Below are 2,004 nucleotides of genomic sequence, written 5' to 3'. Positions count from 1 at the left end.
GATCCCGGTTCGTAAATTTTGATAATGTTGTTGTTGTTCCACAAGTTGGAGGACAGATAGGCTGTTTTCTCTTCCGGCGACAGTCGATTCCAGTCCGATTCAGTGAAACCAAGCGGGATCGCGTCGGGACGGGAGAGATCGAAAGGGGCGACCTGAGCCATGGCCAGGACATCACCGGTTCGGACATCCATGATAAGCCCGTTGACGTCCGCGATAAGTCCCGCAGCGGCAGCGACCGAAAACAATTCTTCCTGCAGGATAGTGTTCACTTCCATATCCAGCGTGGTAACAAGATTACTGCTCTTTTGCGAGGGACTGTTGATCGGCCGGGAAAAAGGGGTCATCCCCCTGGTAGCGTAGTTGTTCCGCTTGGCGTGTGTATAGCCCGGCTCGCCTGACAAAAGGCCGTTATAAGTGGCCTCAAGTCCCGAAACGCCCTTGATCTTTCCGTCTTTCATCTGAATCAGACCCAGCACCTGTGAGGCCAAAGACTCATTGTTGTAAACGCGTCTTTCCTCCGCGTCGAAGCGGACACCTCCCACCCCATTGTCATCCAACCAGTCCTTTAGGGCCATGGCGTCCGTCTCGGGGACTTCAGTGGCGATGGTGACATAGGAAAGAGGCTGATGCCCGGAAAGCTGCTTCTCAAGTCCCCTCCAACCGGTGGCGCGGTCGGTTCTGATCTGGATGAGAATATCCTCAGTCGCTTCTTCATCCAAGCCGAGATGAATGCCGAATTGCCTGATAATATCTGTATCTTCGACCCCGTCTTTTCTGGTGTGAACATCAGCGGGTGTCATTCCAACCCGGAACACATAGGTGGAGAAGACCAGCGGATAACCATTTTTATCCAGAATCATGCCGCGGCGTTCCCGGTCTTCCTCAGTCACAAATTGCTGGGCTGCAGCCTTGGCGGCAAGCGACTCGCCCTCCGTGACCTGCAATCGGTAAAATCCGCTCGTGACAGCATAAGCAGCGACGATGAAGGCAATCACAATGACAGCCGCTTTAAGATCAAACAGCCATCCGGCTGTTTTTCGGGGAGAATTTCGAGCTCTGTTTCGGCTCAATTGCCTGCTCATTCTTTACCTCTGCCTATCGGTGTCTGCCCGTCGCCCTGGCTTTCAATGGTTTTTGACCCATGTCTCAATCGCGTCCAGCCATTCGCTATCCGCCAGGACCTGCCGACGGTCCTGTCCCTGGCCGGCATCCCGGCCGCCTTGCTGCAGGAAATGGATGGAAGAGACGTAATGAATCTGGTCGGATGTCGCCTGCTGCATCCCCAACTGTTCCGTTGCCTGTTCACGTGTGGTCTGTAAGGATACTTTTTTCGCAATCTTGTCCTCGAGAAGGCCGTTTTGCTTATCCAGTTCGGTGATCTGTCGGCGAAGACCGGCATTGATAAAACTCATTTCAGTGATCCTGGCGTTCCGCCATACGATAAAGCCTGCCAGGGAAGCAATCGCCAGAAGAAGTGCCGACACCCGCAGAACCGACCGCGCGTGCACACGGCCCGCTGCCTTATACTGTCTGCGGATCTGAGCCTGCCGCTGAAGCGCCCGCTGCCTGGTCCGCTTCTCCGCCTCGACAACTTCCGGCCGGAGAACGGGCTCCTGGTAGGGATAAGGATCGGTCAGCTGCCGGGCTAAATTGCCATCGTCATAATAAGTCATGGCGTCCCCCCACTGAACTCAAAAACCCGAAGTTTCGCGCTTCTGGCCCTGGCATTGCGTTCAAGCTCCTCGGTTGACGGCGTAAGAGGCCTGGGGGTGAGCTGGTGACCCAGGGATTGCTTACCGCAAACACAGTGGGGAAAATCGCGCGGGCATTCGCAGGGTTCCTGCCAACGGCGCATGGCCTGTTTGACCATCCGGTCTTCCAGGGAATGAAAGCTGATCAAGGCCAGTCGGCCCCCTTGGGCCATGGTGGAGGGGATTTCCGAGAGCAGATGCGCCAGTTCCTCCTGTTCGCGGTTCACTGCCATCCGGATGGCCTGGAAGGTTT

The 2,004-nt window shown here is 55.7% G+C and carries 3 protein-coding genes; all 3 read right to left on the bottom strand.

What is annotated here, in order from left to right:
- On the bottom strand, positions 1 to 1,082 hold a 1,082-nt coding region (locus GX147_09955; protein ID NLN60995.1), incomplete at its 3' end, for a hypothetical protein.
- Positions 1,083 to 1,124: 42 nt separating this feature from the next.
- The gene (locus GX147_09950; GenBank protein ID NLN60994.1) at positions 1,125 to 1,673 is read right to left on the bottom strand and encodes a hypothetical protein; all 549 of its coding nucleotides are present in this window, start codon (positions 1,671 to 1,673) and stop codon (positions 1,125 to 1,127) included.
- Positions 1,670 to 2,004: 16S rRNA (cytosine(1402)-N(4))-methyltransferase (gene mraW, locus GX147_09945; GenBank protein NLN60993.1), on the bottom strand; the 335-nt coding region annotated here is incomplete at its 5' end. The genes GX147_09950 and mraW, both read right to left, overlap by 4 nt.

Source organism: Deltaproteobacteria bacterium (genome assembly GCA_012522415.1).
GTDB lineage: Bacteria > Desulfobacterota > Syntrophia > Syntrophales > JAAYKM01 > JAAYKM01.
The sequence above is the reverse complement of the archived record's forward strand: the minus strand, read 5'-3'. Positions and strand labels throughout refer to the sequence as shown.